13 protein-coding genes are annotated in these 15228 nt (G+C 38.1%); 11 read left to right on the forward strand and 2 right to left on the reverse strand.

The genetic code is table 11. From position 1 onward, the window contains the following. Positions 1 to 23: 23 nt before the first annotated feature. Positions 24 to 3209: an immunoglobulin-like domain-containing protein gene (locus tag BN1609_RS12140; protein WP_088816282.1), complete on the forward strand. Its 3186-nt coding sequence runs from the start codon at positions 24 to 26 to the stop codon at positions 3207 to 3209. Between the two features lie 49 nt (positions 3210 to 3258). On the opposite strand, the gene BN1609_RS12145 is transcribed toward BN1609_RS12140, so the two are convergent. Next, positions 3259 to 4575, reverse strand: coding sequence for a GHKL domain-containing protein (locus BN1609_RS12145; protein ID WP_088816283.1), 1317 nt, complete (start codon positions 4573 to 4575; stop codon positions 3259 to 3261). Between the two features lie 13 nt (positions 4576 to 4588). Continuing rightward, entirely contained in the window at positions 4589 to 5341 is a 753-nt protein-coding gene (locus BN1609_RS12150) for a LytTR family DNA-binding domain-containing protein (protein ID WP_255377381.1), read from the reverse strand. 374 nt (positions 5342 to 5715) lie between these two features. On the opposite strand from BN1609_RS12150, the gene BN1609_RS12155 reads away from it, so the two are divergent. From BN1609_RS12155 to BN1609_RS12200, 10 genes are read left to right on the forward strand one after another with little or no spacing between them, the layout of a single operon-like run. Continuing rightward, positions 5716 to 6366 carry a Crp/Fnr family transcriptional regulator gene (locus tag BN1609_RS12155; protein ID WP_088816284.1) on the forward strand — a complete coding sequence of 217 codons (651 nt, stop codon included), beginning with the start codon at positions 5716 to 5718 and terminating at the stop codon, positions 6364 to 6366. Between the two features lie 15 nt (positions 6367 to 6381). Then, complete coding sequence (locus tag BN1609_RS12160) at positions 6382 to 6816, forward strand: DUF4352 domain-containing protein (protein ID WP_088816285.1); 435 nt, start codon at positions 6382 to 6384, stop codon at positions 6814 to 6816. Between the two features lie 23 nt (positions 6817 to 6839). Continuing rightward, on the forward strand, positions 6840 to 8090 hold the full coding sequence (locus tag BN1609_RS12165) for a glycosyltransferase family 4 protein (protein WP_159458170.1): 1251 nt from the start codon (positions 6840 to 6842) through the stop codon (positions 8088 to 8090). Beyond that, complete coding sequence (locus BN1609_RS12170) at positions 8087 to 9400, forward strand: UDP-glucose/GDP-mannose dehydrogenase family protein (RefSeq protein ID WP_088840909.1); 1314 nt, start codon at positions 8087 to 8089, stop codon at positions 9398 to 9400. The genes BN1609_RS12165 and BN1609_RS12170 overlap by 4 nt, the downstream gene beginning before the upstream one ends. 14 nt (positions 9401 to 9414) lie before the next feature. Next, positions 9415 to 10017: a sugar transferase gene (locus tag BN1609_RS12175; protein WP_088840910.1), complete on the forward strand. Its 603-nt coding sequence runs from the start codon at positions 9415 to 9417 to the stop codon at positions 10015 to 10017. Continuing rightward, positions 9983 to 10678, forward strand: a complete 696-nt coding sequence (locus BN1609_RS12180; protein WP_088840911.1) for an acetyltransferase — start codon at positions 9983 to 9985, stop codon at positions 10676 to 10678. The genes BN1609_RS12175 and BN1609_RS12180 overlap by 35 nt, the downstream gene beginning before the upstream one ends. A gap of 23 nt (positions 10679 to 10701) precedes the next feature. After that, positions 10702 to 12213: a murein biosynthesis integral membrane protein MurJ gene (murJ, locus tag BN1609_RS12185; protein WP_088840912.1), complete on the forward strand. Its 1512-nt coding sequence runs from the start codon at positions 10702 to 10704 to the stop codon at positions 12211 to 12213. After that, positions 12214 to 12849: a CatB-related O-acetyltransferase gene (locus BN1609_RS12190; RefSeq protein ID WP_244169974.1), complete on the forward strand. Its 636-nt coding sequence runs from the start codon at positions 12214 to 12216 to the stop codon at positions 12847 to 12849. Continuing rightward, positions 12846 to 14072: a glycosyltransferase gene (locus tag BN1609_RS12195; protein WP_088816291.1), complete on the forward strand. Its 1227-nt coding sequence runs from the start codon at positions 12846 to 12848 to the stop codon at positions 14070 to 14072. The genes BN1609_RS12190 and BN1609_RS12195 overlap by 4 nt, the downstream gene beginning before the upstream one ends. Continuing rightward, entirely contained in the window at positions 14069 to 15217 is a 1149-nt protein-coding gene (locus BN1609_RS12200; RefSeq protein ID WP_088816292.1) for a glycosyltransferase family 4 protein, read from the forward strand. Before BN1609_RS12195 ends, BN1609_RS12200 begins: the two co-directional genes overlap by 4 nt. Positions 15218 to 15228: the final 11 nt, after the last annotated feature.

Genomic DNA, 15228 nt, shown 5'->3' on the forward strand with positions numbered 1-15228 from the left:
TTTTTCGCAATCAGGAGGAGAAAATGAAAAAGAAACAAATTTTGAAAAAAGGTGCTGTGGCGCTTGTTGCATTTAATGTATTAGCGTCTACAGCTTTAACAGCAATACCAGCAACTGTAAGTGCGGCGGAATCTACTAGCCCGCAAGTACGCTCGACAGTTGTTACACCAGTGAATATTCTTAAAAACCCAACTTTTACAGCGAATGCAATAGGATTTGATGACTGGACGCCTGCGTATAATGATCAAGTTATTACAGGTGGCATGAGTAAAGATAGCTCAGGATCATTTATTTTTGAATCTGGACAATCGACAGTAAAACAAATTACTGGTGGATTACGCTTTTGGTCGTATGGAGGTAAGGGAACACTTACACAGAAAGTTCATGTTATTAAAGGTGAAACATATCGTTTAAGTGCAATTGTTAAAGATACTGGTAGCATATTAGATGCAGGAGCTGACTTTTATTATAAAGTTGGTGAAACAGAAGTTCATAAAGCAGCTAAAGAAATCGGGACATTTAATTATGACTATACTGCACCTGCAACAGGTGACATTGACGTGATGATTGGGATGGCACGTGGTGGAAATATTGGTGTTAATACCGCAAGTATGTCATTGACTGATTTATCATTTAAAAATACAGATGTTACACCACCAGAAGTACCGACAATTAATCCGATTTATACAGATGCCAACCTTGCGACAGGTAAAGCAGAGCCAAATACAACAGTCATTTTAACAACGGAAGATAATCAAGTTGTTAAAGGTGATGTAGATGCAGATGGTAACTATTCCGTTCTGTTACCGCGCCAAATTATGGGACATGTTGTCACTGTTGCAAACCAAGATATTGCAGGGAATATTAGTGATGTAACGACTTCCTTACCTGTACGACAAGGGGAATTAAGTAAGCCAATCATTAATGCGGTGACAAATGATACTACGGTTGTTAGCGGGGAAGCTGATTTAGCTGTTAATGTAAATGTTAAAGTTATTAAAGAAGATGGTACTGAAAAAGCATACGTAGGAAATACAGATAATAGCGGACATTACTCAGTAGAAATTGCTAAACCTGAATATGGTGATAAAGTTCAAGTTGTGACTTCAGGAAATGGTAAAGTAAGTCCTGTAGGAGAAACGACTGTTATAGATGCGATTAAACCAGCCGCACCAATTGTAGAAGATGTTTATACAGATACTGTTGAAATTAAAGGTCAAGGAACTTATGGTAACAAAGTGGAAGTTACGTTACCAACAGGTGCACTAGATCCAGTTTCAGTTTCAGCTGATGGAACATTCAACATTGAAATTCCAGCACAAGCTGAAGGTGCTAAAATTAGTATTGCTCAAATTAAACCATCTGGACTAAAAGGTGATGCGACAGTTAAGACTGTTCAACCTGGTGATTTACCGCAACCTATCATTAGTGAAATTACAGATCAATCTACAAAAATCGAAGGAACAGCTACACCAAACGCTGATTTTAAAATTATTGTAAAAGATCAAGATGGTACTGCTGTTAAAAATCCGTACATTGGAACAGTGGATTCAACAGGTAAATTCTCAATTTTGGTAGATAAATTATTGCCGACATATACAGTTACAATGACATTATCGAAAGGTGAACAAGTCAGCAAAGAAAAAGTTGTACAAGTTAAAGATGTGACAGCTCCAGCTACTCCGGTAGTGAAAGACATTTCAGCAGATGATAAAACGATTACTGGTACTGGTGAGGCTGGTACGACAGCGATTGCTAAAGTGAATGGTCAAGAAATTGGACGTGCTACAGTTGCTGAAAATGGACAGTTCCAAATTGCAATCTCTCAACAAGCTGAAAATGCGGTTATTAGTGTAGTGCTTGAAGATGCAGCTAGTAATGTTTCGCAAGCAGTAACAAAAACAGTGACTCGTTCAACTAAATTTGATTTAACGGTTCCAGAAACACTAACTGTTGGAACAAGCACATTTAGCGGAACATACGGTGCTGGTATTTCTAAAGTGCGTCTATTTGTTAACGGCACAGTTGTTTCACAAGCTACGACAAGTAATGGTACTTATACGTTTAATAATATTGATAAATTTATTGTGTCTGCAACGGATATTGTGGAAGTAGTCGGCGTAGATAGTAAATATGCTCCAGTTAAAAAAGTACAGGTTGCACTAAAAGGAAACTTAATTAAAGTCCTTATACCGGATACTTACAGCTACGGGGCAAGTCAATTAACAGGTCAATATGATGACAGTGCTTATAAAATCCGTCTAATTGTTAACGGAGAAATTAAAGCGCAAGCGACAGTAGATGCTTCAACACATAAATTTACTTTTAATAATGCTTCAAGCTTAATTACAAGCCCATCTGATACTGTTGAAGTGGTGGCTGTGAATAAGCAGTATGCAGAAATTTATCGCGCGCCGGTCGATGTGGAAAATTCGACAGCGAATGCGCTGACTGTAGAATCTTACGAAATGGGAAGTACTACTTTAGCGGGAACATATGGTTCAGGAATTTCTAAAGTACGGCTTGCTATTGACGGGAAAATTGTTGCACAAGCTATTAACAATAATGGCACATACACATTCAATAATGTAGATAAACTGATTACTTCTAACCAAGCTAAAGTTGAAGTGGTAGCAGTCAACTCTCTTTATCAAGAGGTTAGCCGTAAACCAGTTGAACTAAAAGGGACATTATACACGTTAACAGCTAACACATACAATGCTGGTGATACAGTGTTAAGTGGAACATACGGGGAAGGCATTTTGAAAGTGCGTTTATTTGTGAACGGTGTAGTGAAGGCACAGGCAACAATGGATGAAGCAACACATAAGTTTACATTTAACAATGCAGGAAGCTTTATTGTAGGTCCATCTGATAAAGTTGAAATTGTAGCGGTTAATTCGCAATATGTTGAAGTGAAGCGACTAACAGTAAACGTTGTTAATGCGGCTGAATTAAATGCGCTAACAGTTGATAGTGCATATAAAATTGGTGCAGATACATTAACAGGAACATACGGGACATTAGGCTCTAAAGTACGTCTGTTTGTAAATGGAGTTGTGAAGCGCCAAGCGGATGTAGCGGACGGAAAATATACTTTTTCTAACCTAAAAGCCCTAGGAATTGCTTCTGCAGATAAAGTTGAAGTAGTTTTAGTGAATGCGGCTTATCAAGAAATTAATCGCGTTACAGTAAATGTTGTAGAATAAAAGAAGAAGGATTCCTTAACCCTTTTAAATCGGGGATGGGAATCCTTTTTTATTTGGAAATTATTAATGAAACGCTAAATGATTTTTCTTCATTTGAAATAGTGTAGTCCACATTGCTGTATTTGTGAGCAATCTTTTGGAAGATATATAGGCCTCGCCCTTGGTGGCCTTTTTTACTTGTTCTCCCTTTTTGAACCAATTGGCTTGTTTGGAGTATGTGCGTATCTGAAGTGGAATTTGTTAAATTAACTTCTAGCGCATCAGGCTGGGCAGCTAGACGGAGCTTGATTGTGGGATTTTCAGCATGTTCCGTCGCTTCGATGGCGTTATTGAATAGGATAGAGAGCACCCTAAGAAAATCGATTGTGTTTATGATGGTACGCTCGACTGGATAGGGAATATCTAGTTCGATGTGAATGTTTTTTTCTCGAGCTCGCGAAAGGTAATACATGATGGAGCTTTGTACGCTAGGAAGATAGATTTGCTGCACTTCTGTAAATTGTTGGTCGGGTGTATGACTTTTGATGTACGTATGCAGATTAGTCGTCATTTCTTTTACCTTGACCAAGTCGCCTTTTTCAGCGTGAATTTGAATAGTGAGCAGCAGTGCTTCGAAATCGTGGATAAAATCAAGTGCGAATTCGGTTTTTCGATGTTGTTCTTCGAGGTAAGCTAAATGTTGCGTTAAGAATTGGTAATCTCGGGCGGTTTTCGTTAGTTGAATTAAGAACAGCAGCAAGATTACGAAAAAAATCGAATTGATTAAGCCGAATATGGCAAAGAGGAGGCGGTTGTCTCCGAAAAAAACAAGACGAATTGTGTTAATGATAAAAAGTGCAGGAATAACAATTATTACGGACAACTGTGTTAAGCGGCTTTGCTTATTATTGACTAATATGTCAATCCAGTGAAACTTTTTATTTAAATATAAAAGGAGTAGGTCTATAGCGATAATGATGATGATGAAACTAATACTTAAAAGTAAAAAATATTTTTCTTCCCATAAACCAGCAAACGTCATGATTTTAACCTTAATAAAATCGAGCGATAGGGAAAAAGACAGTATGATGGTGAGAAAATTAATGGCGATAATAATCGCAGCTGCGAACAAATTATTTAGACGGCGGTAAGCGAAATAACAATGTGGGAGTGTGAGTAGAAATGGTACAAGCCACATTGCTGAAAGTGTAACTAAGGTGTGATTTGAAATAATAAAAAACATGCCAAGAATCATGAGGATCATAAAGCCGACCAATTTGAAAGCATCGCGGTAGCTTATAAATAAAGGAGCATTAAGCAGCAATAAATTAACAAGTAGTCCTGAATAACCAGCAATTAGAATAATGTAATCAGATAAAATAAACATGGAGTGGCTCCCCCTAAGAATTCAAATGTTTAAGTAGTTTATCGATGATTTTTTTACTGGCATATAGTTCATAACCATAATTGAAGTGAATAATACCGAGCTTTCGATCAATGGAATTTATTTCATTTGTATTAATAATGAATGATTTTAAATTGGTATAAAAATTATTGTCCTCACATAGTAATTTTAAAGCACTAATTGGATAGCGTACGGAAAGACTACGGTTTTTACAATTGATTTCGGAATAGTTTTTACTACCCGTTAATGTTTGAATAAAAACAATATCTTTTTTTCTTAAAAAAAGTCGTTCTGACCCATTTTTTAAAATAATATCGCCTGTCAAAGCTTTTTTGGCTTCTTTTTCTTTAATGTCCTCGAAAATTTTTTGAATTTGCGCTGGAATGGAATCTAAACTATCAGATTTTTTGATGAGGTAACCGGAAGGGAGAATATGTCGATTGATAATTTCTAAACTTTTATTCTGATAAGATGTGATGAAGTAAAGATAGCAGTGGGCGTTTTTGCGGCGAATTAATTCAGCGATGTCAATGCCAGACATGGCTTCCTTTAAAGCGATATCAAGAAAATAAATGTCGTTATCCATAATGGGAAGTGTTTCAAGCTGATTTATAAAGGAATTGATATTGGAAATGATATGCATATCGGAAACAATGTCAAGTTCTTGAGTGGAAGTCAAGATGCAATTTTCGATGAATTCTCTATGGAGAAAATCATCCTCAACCAGGAAAATATTCATTTTATCCATACTCCTTCCTCCAAAGTGCCAAAAATAGGTCACAAAGGAGTTAAAAAAACTATTAATTGCTTTATCATTATATTTGTAACACGTTAAATGTTGAAAAACAATAGCTAAGATCAAGTTTACATTAATTTTAAAGAATAAGATAGATGTAGAACGAATATTCTTTATTATATTCAAAAATCCGCATGTATATAAAATATACATTTTTGTAGCAAAAAACAAAGCGAAACCATAAAATTTCACGAAAAAAAGCGTATATTTGCACTAAAGTTGACATTTTCGTAAAAAATTGACCGTATCTGCAACTTTTATTACACTTTGGCCTATTCTTCCTTGAAAAGATTTTAGATACAATAAATTGGGAGAGGAGGGGCGTCATGGACTTTCTAAGTCTGCATGAGAAAATAACTGAGCATCAAAATTTATCGTTATTTCTGTTAAGTAAGTTCAAATATAAGAAGACAGAGTTGAAAAAGAATATGGAATATCGTGTAAAAGAAAATGAATTTATTATTGTGCTAAACGGATTATCGATAAAAAAAATTAACAATCGGATTACAGGGGAATATCAGTATAGCTTTAATTCAGAAGGCGATTTTATTTTTATGGTAGAGGATGATGAAACTTATTATTTAAGCAATATAAAAAAATGTCATATTGCAATCCTAAATAAAGACGCTATTTTTGACACACTCGAAGAAGACGGCTTACTTGTACATCTTTTTTTGGAACAATATTTGAAAGTTGAAGAAGAAATGCATTTCTTAAATTTACAGCTTTTAAACTCAAATAAGCGGATTATTCACTATATATTACAAATTTCTAGACTCAATCAACAAGCTTTTAAATTGCCATATCTGTTGTTTCCTAAAGAAATTACTGTAACAAGCTTAGCGAAATACTGCAATTGCAATCGAATAACGGCTTCAAGGCTGTTAAGTAAATTAAAAGAGAAAAAGTACATTTTTCCAGAAGAAGAGGGCTTTATGATTCCTGAGGAAAATGTGGAGTATCTTTTAAATATGTAAGAAGGAGAGAATTTTATGAAAAAAGTTGGACTTATAATGAGCTTAACGCTCATGCTGCTTAGTCTAATGGCCTGTGGCAATAATGCGGAAACGACAAAGTTGGAACAGAGAAAAACGGCATCATGGCAAATCACACCCACAAAAATTGTGCAGCAAGATAGTTCGGAAAAAGGTAAAAAAGAATTGGTGATTTCATACAAAGTAAAAAATATCTCGAAAAAAGAGCAAGGAATTGTGGCTGCTGACTTTTTCTTAACTGACAATGATGAACATTATTTTTATGCAAAAGGTAGTTTGAAAAACATAAATGAAGTTGTGAAACCGGGTGACGAGAAAGAAGGAAAAGGATATTACATTATTCCAAAAGACTTGAAAAAAGCAGACTTAATCTATAGCCCAATTAATTCAGAAGAAAAAACTACTTGGAAAAATCTATCTATTCAAAACTAAGTATGGAAAAGGATGACGGGCTATTGAATATCTTGTATTTGCATCAATATTTTGCAACACTATCTTCCTCGACCTCCATTAGAAGCTTTATTTTTTCACAGAAATTGGTCGAAAATGGACATCAAGTTACCGTTATAACGACAGATGCGTTCATGAAGCAGGAAGAACCTTACAAAATTACAGGTGATGTGAAATATTATCATATCGAAGGCGTAGAAATTTTGGCGGTTCATAGCGATTATAGTAATTTTTTAGGGAAAAAAGCTCGGATTATAGAGTTCTTAAAATTTATGCGGAAAGCTGAACGCGTTGGTAAGACGTTGCCCAATATTGATTTAATATTTGCTACTTCTACACCACTTACAATTGGTATTACCGCGATGGGATTAAGTAAAAAACTGAAGGTGCCTTTCGTATTTGAAGTTCGTGATCTATGGCCAGAAGCGCCAATTCAAATGGGCTACATAAAATCTAAGCCCCTTCAACATATATTACGACGAATGGAAAAACGGATTTATGAAAAAGCCGCACATATTGTCTGTTTATCACCAGGCATGGCGGACGGCGTGCGACTAAGTGGCATTTCAGAAGATAAAATTTCGGTCATTCCTAATTTGGCAGATTTAGAACTATTCACTGATGAAAATATTAATTATTCGCTGAAACAGGAAATTAAAGAAAAATGGAATTTGGAAAATCAATTTATTATTTCGCACATTGGCGCGATGGGAGAGGCAAATGGCTTACACTATTTGTTAGACGCGGCGGAACGAATTAGCAAGCAAAATGTGCCGGACATTCAGTTTCTTATCGTAGGCAGTGGGAAAACAAAACCAGAACTTGTTTCTGAATGTGAAAGGCGGAATATTCAAAATGTTATTTTTCTAGATATGATTGAAAAAAGAGATGTGCCAACATATTTAGATTTGGCGCATATCACAATAACGAGCTTTTTACCTAAACCGATATTAGCTACAAATTCGCCAAATAAATTTTTTGATGCATTAGCAGCTGGAAAACCAATCATCGTGAATTCTGATGGCTGGACGAGAGAGATTGTTGAAAAGCATAAAATAGGTTACTACGTTGATGCTAGAAACCCGCAACAATTAGCTGATTTGTTAATAGAGCTAAAAGATAACAAAGAAACTTTACGAGGTTTGAAAAAAGAAATTAAGGCTGTGGCGGAAGCTGAATTTAGCGCTAGACGTGCAGCTAAAGACTTACTTGGAATTTTAGAACAAGTTGCGATGAAGAGGGGGCAGAAATATTGAATATTGCGATTGTAGGAACAGGGTACGTTGGATTAGTGACAGGTGTTGGTTTGGCAGCAATTGGTCATAATGTGACCTGCATTGATATTGATCAAACGAAAATTCAGAAGTTAAACAATGGGGTTTCGCCGATTTATGAACCGGGCATTGAGTCGCTCATTTTAAAAAATATTGCGGAAGGAAGACTAAGTTTTACATCGTCTTTTGCTGAAGGTGTTTACTTGGCAAATGCTGTTTATTTAGCGGTTGGAACGCCTACTGGAAGTGATGGGCGAATTGATATGACTTATTTTAATCAGGCTGCTAGCGCAATTGCTGAGGCTATTACAAAGCCAACTGCTGTGGTCATCAAAAGTACTGTGCCAGTTGGGACGAATAAGGAATTACAATGCTTGATGAATCAACAAGCGGGTTGCAAAGTTACGGTAGTTTCAAATCCGGAATTTTTACGTGAAGGAATGGCGCTTCATGACATGTTTCACGGGGACCGAATTGTGATTGGCGCGACTGATGAAAAAGTGATTCAAATGATGGAGGAAATTAATTCACCTTTTGAAATTCCAATTGTGACAACGACACCGAAAAGTGCGGAATTAATTAAGTATGCGTCGAATGCTTTTTTAGCTACTAAAATTAGTTTTATTAACGAAATTGCTAATTTATGCGACCGAGTTGGTGCTGACGTGCAGGAAGTTAGTTTCGGAATGGGTCTCGATAAACGGATTGGAAAGAAATTTTTACAAGCAGGTATTGGTTACGGGGGCTCGTGCTTCCCGAAAGATACACTTGGTTTATTGCAAATTGCGCATGAAGCGGGTATGACATTTCCATTACTTCAGGAGGTTATTCAGACGAATGCCGAGCAGCAGCGAGTGCTTGTAAGTAAATTGCTTGAAAAAATGGGAGCAATTCGGGGTAAGAAAATCGCGATTCTAGGAATCGCTTTTAAACCAAATACGGATGATGTTCGTGAAGCGCCAGCGCTTAGAATTATAGATGAGCTTGCGAGTTACGGAGCGCTCATTTCTGCGTTTGACCCGGTTGTGAAGGCGGAAGATGTGGCAATGCCTGAGAACGCTAAGCTTTCTAGTTCTATTCGGGAGACACTTGAGCAAGCGGATGCGGCGCTAGTTGTGACGGAATGGGATGAAATTAAAGCGATTCGAGCGGAGGATTTTAAAGAATGGATGAGTCAGGCGCATGTGTTTGACGGTAGAAATTGTTTTAATCCAGACGAAATGTCTAAGCTAGGCGTTTATTATGAAGCGATTGGTCGCGGAGGAGAAATTAAAGAGTTGGTTGCGAAATAAAGGAGGGGAGCGTCATGGAAGGCAGGCGTTATTTGCGGCTAAAAGCGCTGCTGGATTGTCTAATGGCAACAATTGCTTTGCTAGTAGTAGTCATTCCCTTTATAATACTTACTTTATTTTTAGCTTCTTATTATCGGGGGAATCCATTTTACATTTGTGAGCGTGCGGGGCTCTTTGGACGACCGTTTAAACAATATAAATTCAAATCGATGTTTGATGAGACGACAGGAATAGAAACGGGGGAACAAAATCGGATTAGTCCAGTCGGGAAATTTCTGCGGGAGTGGAGTATTGATGAAATTCCGCAACTTATCAATATTTTAAAGGGTGATATTAGTTTTATCGGCCCGCGTCCACTTACTTGTGATTACATCGCTTTTTATAATGACAATGAAAAAAGGCGGCTCGAGGTTAAACCGGGTCTAACGGGGCTTGCACAAGTGAACGGGAGAAATACAATTAGTTGGACGGAAAAATTCAAGTTGGATGTGGCATATGTCGATCGCTTTTCCTTAAAGCTTGATATGAAAATTTTGCTTCGAACGGTCCGAGTTGTTCTCACACGAGAGGGGGTTAATCAAAATGAATCGATTACAGCAGAGCGTTTCAAAAGATGAGCGGCCATTAGTGATTATCGGGTGTGGCTCGCAAGGTCGAATGTTGCGCAATATCGTGGAACATTATAATCTAGGCTACAAATTTGTCGGCTTTTTAGACGATCAAATTACGGATTTCAGAGGAATAGACGGTGGATTTGAAGCGCCTGTTAGTTATAGTCAATCACTCCTAAGCGAAGAAGTATTTTTCATTTTAGCAATTGGGAATGTGGATAATCGGTATAACGTGGCTAAAAGGTTAACGCATATTCCAGAAAATCGCTATGCTACGATTATTCATCCGCATGCTTACGTGGATCATACTGTTGAAATTGGCTACGGGACATATATTTCCGCGAGCGTAGCGATTATGCACGGGGTAACGGTTGGCAGTCATACGAGCATTTTGACAGGGAGTGTCATTGAATACGAGTCCCAAATTGGCTCATTTGTAAACATTTCGCCGAACGCTACTTTATGCGGGAATGTTCGTGTCAACGATATCTCTTTTGTGGGTGCTGGGGCATCGATTATTCAAGGCATTACACTTGGGGAAAGAAATCTGATTGGTGCAGGTGCTACAGTGATTCATGATGTTGCTGCAGACTCCCTTGCCCTCGGTACCCCTGCGGTAGTAAAGCCGCGTAAAAAAGAAATGACACTATCCAATGTGTTTATGTAAACGAGGAGATTGTGATTCGATTGATGAGAAATAAATTAACGAATATCTTCTATGGCGTCATTATTTTCACAATGAGTATTCAAATTTTGTCGATGTTACGGACCGCGTTATTAGCTAAACAATTTGGAGTTTCGAGCGAAATGGATGCGTTCAATCTTGCGAATTTAATGATGGTCGCCATTGTGAACATTGGCGGGGCCGCAATACCTACAGTTGTCATTCCTTTTTTAACGACAATGCCAGAAAATCAAATGGCGAATGCAAAGCGGATTTTAAATTCCTATGTAGTCACGATTATGTCAGCAAGTCTATTTTTTCTTATTGTTGTCTATATAGCAGGGTTTGTTGGGATGGAACATTTTCAGTGGCAAACAAATCGTCCTTTTTATTACATGACGTATTTGCTCACCTTTATTATGGGGGCTGGTCAGCTATTTAGAATGTATTCATGGCTTCAAACTTCATATTTGGAAGTAGAAGGAAAATTTATTTGGATAAAAATTGCGGGCTTAGTTGCGGCACTTTTAAACTTCTTGTTTCTCCTATTCTTTATTACGCACTTAACGATTTATCAAGTGGCGCTTTCTGTAGCGGTTTCCTTTCTCATTGAAACTTGCGTGCTTGCCGTCTTTAACCGGAAGTGGTCCTTTCGCTTTTCCTTTGATTTTCATTCTCCTGAGTATTTGCGTTTAGTTCGGTTGACGATTCCTTCGCTTTTAGGGGCCATCATTTATCAAGTGACGATTTTACTTCCGGGGATGCTTGGCAGCTATTTTGGGACAGGCTACATTTCGACAATGACTTACGCCAATCAAATTGTAAGTATTTTTCAGGTGTTGCTCATTACGAACTTGCTTTCCATGGTATACCCCAATTTAAGCAGAAGCTTTCATGAATCAATGCAATATGGTCGCGAGAAATTTGTGCAATATTTGAAGCTGTTTTTTATGCTCGTCATGCCAGTTGTTGCGGGTATGATTGTGCTCGGGCGAGAGGTGATTGCGCTGCTATTTGAACGCGGGAATTTCGATAGCGCTTCTAGCAATCAAGTTTTCATCTTTCTGCTGTTCCTGTTGCTCGCGCTACCGTTTACTGTGTTTAAAGAGCTCACATTTAAAATATTTTATAGCATAGGTGACACTGTTACCCCGGTCGTGAATAGTACTTTAAGTATCGCGTTCCAAATTTTATTTTTGATTGTAGGTGTTTTTCAATTAGGCGTCATCACGCTCATGATTTCGCCGCTCGTTGTTGCACTTTTTGCCGCCATATTAGCGATTTTTACTTTAGTTAGAAAGCTAAGTTTTAAACGCGAATTTATTCTCATCGCTAAAGAACTAGCCAAAGCGGTAATAAATGCTGCTCTAATGGCCTGTATTGTTTATCTCGAAAAAATCACCATCGTGACCCCATCCGAAATTGTTAGTTTGCTGCTTTACGTTATAACAGGTGTTGTTGTGTATGGCTTGCTCACAGTAATAACGGATTATAAATATGTGCGGGGTTTCTTGCCAAATAAAAGAAGGAGGGACTAAATGATGTCTATTAAAAGATGGATTCCACCACAGTTCAGCAAGTATTTAGCATTACAAAAAGTGCGACGGAAATTTCCAAACAACCGTATTATGTCTGGTTCCGTATCTACAGAAGTTGAATTAGGACGTGGGTGTTGGATTAACTATGATGTCCATGTTGGAAAAGGCGTGAAGCTAGGCGACTACTCATATGTTAATAAAGGCGCGATTATCGCTTCTGGTGAAATTGGCAAATATTGTTCGATTGGTGCTTACAGTTTTATTGGCTTAGATGAACATCCACTTGACCACTTTTCAACCTCTCCTTTTACGTATCAAAAAGGGGACTTGTTTGGCACGAATCAGCCGTGGAATTCTTTTTCAGCGCCGCCAATTATTGGGCATGATGTGTGGATTGGCAGTACGGCCGTTGTACTTCAAGGCGTTAAAGTTGGAACAGGCGCCGTTGTTGGAGCGGGAGCAATTGTGACAAAAGACGTGCCGCCATATGCGATTGTAGGTGGAAATCCAGCAAAAATAATTCGTTATCGCTTTCCAGAAGTGACTCGCGGGAAACTTTTAGAACAAGAATGGTGGAACGTGCCACCAGAGGAAATGCCTACTTTTATCCGAAAATTTGAAGGAGGAGATCCATGAAAGTATTATTTTTTATCTCAAGTTTCCCGAAACTGTCTGAAACCTTTATTTTGAACCAAATTACAGGGTTTATAGATAGGGGGATGGATGTTGAAATTCTTGCCTGGAATCAGGCGGTAAATGAAGCGGATCATCAGGCGGTTGCTAAGTATGATTTGCTTGCGAAAACAACTTTCATTCGCATTCCGAACAGCAAGATAAAGCGATTCCTGAAAGCCATTTTCTTATTTGGTAAATTATACCGACAAAATCGGCAAGTCGCGATTGAAACAATGAAGTGGCGCAAATATGGCCAGATGTCGTCCTCGCTGCGGTTGCTCTACAGCGCATCCTACTTTTTATCCAGAGAGAAAGCGAATGCGGTCGTCGTTCATTACGGGCCAAATGGAAATATCGCCAATTTTTATAAGAATTTAGGGCTCTTGCCAGAGCGAACAATGGTGTTTTTCCACGGTCAAGACATTACCTCTTTTGTGAAAAAATGGGGAAAGGACGTTTATCGCGATTTATTTGCAAGCGAAATCAGTTTGCTCCCAATTAGCGACTATTTTGCTACAAAGTTAGTTGAATATGGTGCAAATGAAAAATGTGTTTCCGTCCATCATATGGGGATTGACACTAAGGAATTTAGTTACCAGCCTTCGAAACAGCAACCAATCATCCGTTTCTTAACAATTGGAAGATTAACGGAGAAAAAAGGGATTGAAACGACTATCGAAGCAATGGCGCTTTTGAAATCCCGCCTAGATATGCCTTTCCACTTAGATATACTTGGGGACGGCGAACGAAAAGAAACGCTTTTAAAACTAATTGCTAGTTTGGACGTTCAAGATGTCGTGACGCTTCATGGCGCTAGGACACAAGAGGAGGTAAAACGCGCTGTTAAGAAAGCGACGATGGTTATCCAATTAAGTAAGACTGCTGAAAATGGTGATATGGAAGGGATTCCGATGGTGCTTATGGAAGCTATGTCTCGTGGGAAAATTGTCGTTTCAACCTATCACAGCGGTATTCCAGAGCTGATTGAAAATGGTAAAAATGGCTTTCTAGTGCCAGAGAATAATCCTATGCAAGCGGCGGATATTATCGAAACGGTGTTGAAAAACAAGCTCATTTCTTGGCCGCGAATTTCTGCATCAGCTCGCGAGACGATTACGCGCGATTTCAGTTTAGATACATGGAACGATACTTTAGTAAAACGGTGTAAAGGAGAAAAAATTTGAAGAGAAGAGATCCGAATAAAATTTTTATGTGTAGCTCTGTGCACGTTTGGTCTGACACGCGGATTTATTTTAAGGAAGCTAAATCACTTGCTGCTGCGGGCTTTCAAGTTGAGTTTTATGCACTGAACTTCGGCGGAGAAAAAGAAGAAATTCCTAATTTGATGATGCACTATCTTCCTGTTTTGTCGCGCAAAAAACGGTTTCGCCATATACAAACTTTGCTGGAAGCTTTTGCTGAATCAGACGCGAGAAATTTTCATTTCCATGACCCAGAACTCCTTTTTTTAGCCAAAAAAATAAAGAAAAAATACGGTGATGAAGTAAAAGTGGTTTATGATATGCACGAACATTTGCCGGCAGCGATTTTAACGAAGCAATGGATTCCGCGTTTTAGTCGTCCGTTTGTGTCGAAAGCTGTTGCGACTGTTGAGAAGTCCTTTTTAAAGTGGGTGGATGCGGTCGTTTTTGCGGAAATTTCGTACAAAGAAAATTATCGTGCGATGGACTTAAAAACGGTGGATGTGTTAAATTATCCCGTCATGCCACCTGAAAGAAATGAGATGGTTTCAAAAGTATTCACGCTAATTTATGTGGGTGTGTTAACGGAACAGCGCGGTTTGTTCAATATGTTGGAGCTCGCAAAAAAGCTGCGTGAGAAAGGTTGCGACAATTTTAAATTAAAATTAATTGGACCAGTTTTTACAAATGAAGAAGCATTTACGGAATTTATTATCAAGAATCAGCTTGAAAATTATGTGGAGCATTTGGACCGAATGCAGTATAAAGATATTTGGAGGCATTATTATCAGAGTCATGTTGGTTTGTGTTTGCTTCATCCGACGCCGAACAATTTAAATTCACATTCGACGAAGTTGTTTGAATATATGGCGGCCAAATTGCCAGTGGTGGCGTCTAATTTTCCAGATTTTGAACGGATTATTTCAGAAGCTGGTTGCGGCTATACGGCTGACCCATTTGACTGCGAAGAAATCGCTCACTTAGTCATCAGGTTGAAAGAAAACCGCGATGAAATTTGGGAACTAGGGCAAAATGGTTTTGAAGCCTTCCAAAAATTATATAGTTGGCAGCATGAAGCGGAAAAATTACTGACATTATACGAAAGTTTCGGGAAATCGAAAAATTGAGGTTGGGAATT

It is taken from the genome of Listeria sp. ILCC797, from assembly GCF_900186185.1.
Classification (GTDB): domain Bacteria; phylum Bacillota; class Bacilli; order Lactobacillales; family Listeriaceae; genus Listeria; species Listeria goaensis.

Excerpts from the sequence above, each read along its gene's own strand:
- BN1609_RS12140 (WP_088816282.1), top strand. The coding sequence starts at position 24 with ATGAAAAAGAAACAAATTTTGAAAAAAGGTGCTGTGGCGCTTGTTGCA.
- BN1609_RS12145 (WP_088816283.1), bottom strand. The coding sequence starts at position 4,575 with ATGTTTATTTTATCTGATTACATTATTCTAATTGCTGGTTATTCAGGA.
- BN1609_RS12150 (WP_255377381.1), bottom strand. The coding sequence starts at position 5,341 with ATGGATAAAATGAATATTTTCCTGGTTGAGGATGATTTTCTCCATAGA.
- BN1609_RS12155 (WP_088816284.1), top strand. The coding sequence starts at position 5,716 with ATGGACTTTCTAAGTCTGCATGAGAAAATAACTGAGCATCAAAATTTA.
- BN1609_RS12160 (WP_088816285.1), top strand. The coding sequence starts at position 6,382 with ATGAAAAAAGTTGGACTTATAATGAGCTTAACGCTCATGCTGCTTAGT.
- BN1609_RS12175 (WP_088840910.1), top strand. The coding sequence starts at position 9,415 with ATGGAAGGCAGGCGTTATTTGCGGCTAAAAGCGCTGCTGGATTGTCTA.
- BN1609_RS12180 (WP_088840911.1), top strand. The coding sequence starts at position 9,983 with ATGAATCGATTACAGCAGAGCGTTTCAAAAGATGAGCGGCCATTAGTG.
- murJ (WP_088840912.1), top strand. The coding sequence starts at position 10,702 with ATGAGAAATAAATTAACGAATATCTTCTATGGCGTCATTATTTTCACA.
- BN1609_RS12190 (WP_244169974.1), top strand. The coding sequence starts at position 12,214 with ATGATGTCTATTAAAAGATGGATTCCACCACAGTTCAGCAAGTATTTA.
- BN1609_RS12195 (WP_088816291.1), top strand. The coding sequence starts at position 12,846 with ATGAAAGTATTATTTTTTATCTCAAGTTTCCCGAAACTGTCTGAAACC.